This is a genomic window from Mesotoga sp. UBA5847 (assembly GCF_002432735.1).
Classification (GTDB): Bacteria; Thermotogota; Thermotogae; order Petrotogales; family Kosmotogaceae; genus Mesotoga.
On record NZ_DJGL01000022.1, the window covers coordinates 1 to 3748 of the forward strand.

4 protein-coding genes are annotated in these 3748 nt (G+C 46.4%); 2 read left to right on the forward strand and 2 right to left on the reverse strand.

Features of this window, described 5'->3' with window-relative positions; genetic code table 11:
* A partial coding sequence (locus tag B3K91_RS02695; protein WP_292593959.1) for a hypothetical protein occupies nucleotides 1-247 on the forward strand: 247 nt, incomplete at its 5' end.
* Between the two features lie 147 nt (nucleotides 248-394).
* Here B3K91_RS02695 and B3K91_RS02700 read toward each other — a convergent pair.
* Complete coding sequence (locus B3K91_RS02700) at nucleotides 395-1066, reverse strand: DUF6062 family protein (RefSeq protein WP_214061435.1); 672 nt, start codon at nucleotides 1064-1066, stop codon at nucleotides 395-397.
* 21 nt (nucleotides 1067-1087) lie between these two features.
* The gene (locus tag B3K91_RS02705) at nucleotides 1088-2656 is read right to left on the reverse strand and encodes a hypothetical protein (protein WP_292589637.1); all 1569 of its coding nucleotides are present in this window, start codon (nucleotides 2654-2656) and stop codon (nucleotides 1088-1090) included.
* Between the two features lie 148 nt (nucleotides 2657-2804).
* On the opposite strand from B3K91_RS02705, the gene B3K91_RS02710 reads away from it, so the two are divergent.
* On the forward strand, nucleotides 2805-3008 hold the full coding sequence (locus B3K91_RS02710) for a hypothetical protein (RefSeq protein ID WP_292593961.1): 204 nt from the start codon (nucleotides 2805-2807) through the stop codon (nucleotides 3006-3008).
* Nucleotides 3009-3748: the final 740 nt, after the last annotated feature.

Sequence of the window (3748 nt, forward strand, 5' to 3'; positions counted from 1 at the left end):
GCTCAAAGATCCGCTGTACGCCAGAAGTTCCGCTTTACGCTTAAAAGCGGTGAACCCGCTGTACGCTGTGAAATACGATTCTCCGTTGACCGTTCGAGAGGAAAGATCTGTTCTTCGGAGCGAGGATCTGTTTTTTGTTCTTGGTAAAGGTCATATTGGCAGAGCATGGCATACCCTTACCAAGAAACTGTCAGGCCAACGAACTGAGTTGGTTTTGACAAACCGGATTTTGCTATTCTTTACTTGATAGGAACTTCAGCTCTTTGTTCTTGGCCAACCGCCAACCACATATCACCAATAACGGCTCTTAGCGCCAAGCTTCATCTCAAACTCAAAGCGTCTTCTCGGTCCTTCTCCTAGGCCCGTGAACCGTTGACGGCCAAAGTAGCTTGATTCACTGTTCAGTAGAGTGCTTCTCTCCTATTATTCTAGAGGCTTTTAGCCATGCATTGCGTTCCGGTCCAATGGGAGCTTCATTTCTATAGTCGTGCTTCGAAACGAAGTCGTCTATCTCTTTCGCAACCTCGCCATACTTATTTTTCTGAACAGTAATCAGCCATTCTCTCGTCTGTCGCGAGACCTTCTCCACAAGATGCTTAGAGTGGCCAAGACAGAAAACCGCTGACGACTCTTCGTACGACCTACGAACTTCATCTCTGTCAAGAAACTTGCAGAAAGCGGAAAGGTATATCTTTTCACTCTGGGCGGCAACAGAACATAGTACGCAGCTTCCATCCACAGGTTTTCTTCTTTTCTTCAAAATCGATCCCTTGCTGTCCTCCAGCCACAGGAGCTGCTCAACAAGAAGCTCCCGAAAGATAATCGAAACGGCAAGAGAGCCGACATCGGATTTCTCTCTTGCCAGTTCAACTATTCTTTTCAGGTGTTCTCTACATAACCCGTTCTCTCTTAATTGTTCTCGAGCGCTTTCATTATGAAGAAGATCCGAAAAGGCCCCTATCACCCACCCGTCTACCGACTTCTCCATGGAGCGACATACGGGGCAGTTGTCACCTTGCTCAAAAAGAGTGATTACCTCGCTTTCAAGTACGTTGTCAGCCCTCAAGCCATCACCTGACGATTCTTCTTATCTACCGAGTCTCAATAGCCAGGCATCTGAAGGACCCTGGATCTGGCGCTTGATATCACGATCGGAAGAGGAAGTCGTTCCAATAACAATCAGCTCGCGCTTCTCCGTTTCTCTTATCTTTGCTGCGGTGTCGTTCTTTGATCCCCCAAAAGTGGCTTCCCACTCTAGGTAGCCGTCGGTTCCGAGCTTCACGATCCAAACATCACGCATTCCTCTATTCTCATGCATTATGTCTCCGTCGGAAGAATCTGTATAGCCGCAGACAGCGTATCCGCCATCGGCAGTCTGAATAATGTCGAATCCTTCATCATCATCGCTGCCTCCGTAAGTTCTGCTCCATTCAAGCTCACCATCGAACGAGAACTTCAGTACCCATAGATCTCTGCCGCCTTTTTGGTCTCTGATGACTCCACCGGAAGATTCGGTGAAACCGGTAACAACATAGCCGTCGCTTACCTCTTTCACTGAGTTTGCACGTTCATCGTTCTGACCCCCAAGAAGCTTCTGCCAGATGATATTCAGCTGCGGATCCAGCTTAATGATCCACAGATCCTCTCCGGTAGATCTGCTTAATGTCTTAAGATCACCGTCAGAGGATTTCGAGTATCCGCACACGATGTAACCGCCATCTTTGGTCTGCATTCCATAAAGCAGCTCGTCATCCTGAGTGCCACCAAAGGCTTTGATAAGATCGGCAATCAGCGCGCCGGAAGAGCTCATAACCGCGACCCAGCCATCCTTGCCTCCATGATATCCACTTCCTGAAAAATTGGAGTCAGAGGAAGTGGTCATACCCGTCAAGAACAGTTTCTCACCTATAGTGGTGTTCACGGAATGAATTGTATCGTCTCCACTACCGCCAATGTAAGTCTGCCACCTCAACGAACCGTCGTTTTTCATCATTACTACGTAACCGTCTATACCGCCATGATACGGATAGCCGCTTCCAGTGTATTCAATATCATCTGATTCCGTCCAGCCTACAGCCACGTAACCGCCCGTAATTCTAACTGCATCTGAAAGGAATTCCTCGTCGCTTCCTCCATAACAGAGTTGAGGCTCTATGACGTAAGAGCTAGACAGATACTCTAGAGAAGGAACCCAGAAATCGCTCTTTCCGTTGTTTCCAAGTATCAGATTACTCTGGGTTGAACTTGAAGTAACGCCAATCACAATCTCTGTCGAACTCTCTACAACGAGTCCCATTCCCTGTTCCACTCCGGTTCCGCCATAAGTAATCTCGTGAACAAGCCTCGGACTGTAGATCGCCTTGATTATCGTATTGCCTTCGATACTGATCTCGATCTGTGCTGCTTCCATCAATTCATTGTTGACAAGCCAGCCCTCAAAATCGTAGCCCGGAACCAGTGGAGCCTTAACAGAGACAACTTGTCCATTTCTTGCCGAAAAACTATGAGGAAGTTCTCTCTCTCTGTTTCCGACTTCAATCCTCTCAATCAAAGGTGTGCAGCTCACGACCACCGAGTAGCGGCGAAAGATACACCCGGAGAGAGTGAAGACTATGATTAGAGACATAACAAGCACCAAAATCCACTTCTTCTTCATTAGATCACCCCCGAAATTACTTCTTACATTAAGTATTGTATAACGGATGCACAGAATATTATAAAAGCCGTCAAGTGCAACCAATAGCCATTGCAATATTCCCCAATTGTGGTAACATATTTATCGATCAAAGGAAGGTGGTGCTTTCGTGGAAGGAGAAAGTTGTAGCAACTATTACGAGTGCCCCGTTGTTAGAGCTTATGAGGAAGGAAAGATTGACGGGGAATGGATAAGAATGTATTGCGAGAGAAACTGGAGAGAGTGTGTGCGGTTTCAGCTAGATGAGATCTTTAGTTATTCAACCGATTTTGTGCTGCCTGATGGCAGTATTGAAGATAGATTGAGCAGGTAAGTCGGACTACCACATACAAGTTATACTTCGACATGGTGAGTTGAAGGAAATTACCTTTGGCCACACTTGACTTCTCTACATGCTACTTATCATTGTTCATGTGCAGGAGAACAGATCGGCAATCATATGATAGCTCTTATGTTTTCGCAAATTCTGTATGTAACTCCCGATGATCTTGATCTCAGGTTTCCGCCCGAGGAAACTAATCAGTAGATTTTAATCAGCTCTTTAGCGTCACTCACATGCAGGTTCTTCTCTCTAGCACGAATGCTGTTTTGCCAGCTGATATCCTGATCTTAAATCCTCCCTTGCTACATTCATCATACCGATAAGTCGAGGCGTTTATGAGAAATCATATGATGCTTCTTCTCCCAAGAAAGATACGCTGTGTTTGGCTCTTGATGAATCTGATCTTAAATCCTCCCTTGAGAAAGGAGGGCCACTAGTGGCAGAGGGTGTGCACTAATTCGCAAGATCGAGATTGCAAAAAAGAAAAAGACGTAAGAGGCAAGAGGCAAGAGGTAAGAAGTGCAATTAGATCTTGCCTTTCTGACCTCTAACCTCAAACCTCTTACATCGTACGACGACGCCGCATCGTACGCAGCTCAAGACAGTCGAGATTAGATCCAGTACAGAACCACTACGGGATGAGAAAGTGAGTGGATTCCAGCGCAGGCTCATAAGTGTAGGCTCTCGAATGACAGCCCCTCACGTCCTCCTCGTGTATTGTCATAAGAGAG

Bases quoted from the DNA above. Each gene is read 5' to 3' on its own strand.
- B3K91_RS02705 (WP_292589637.1), bottom strand. From the start codon at position 2,656: ATGAAGAAGAAGTGGATTTTGGTGCTTGTTATGTCTCTAATCATAGTC.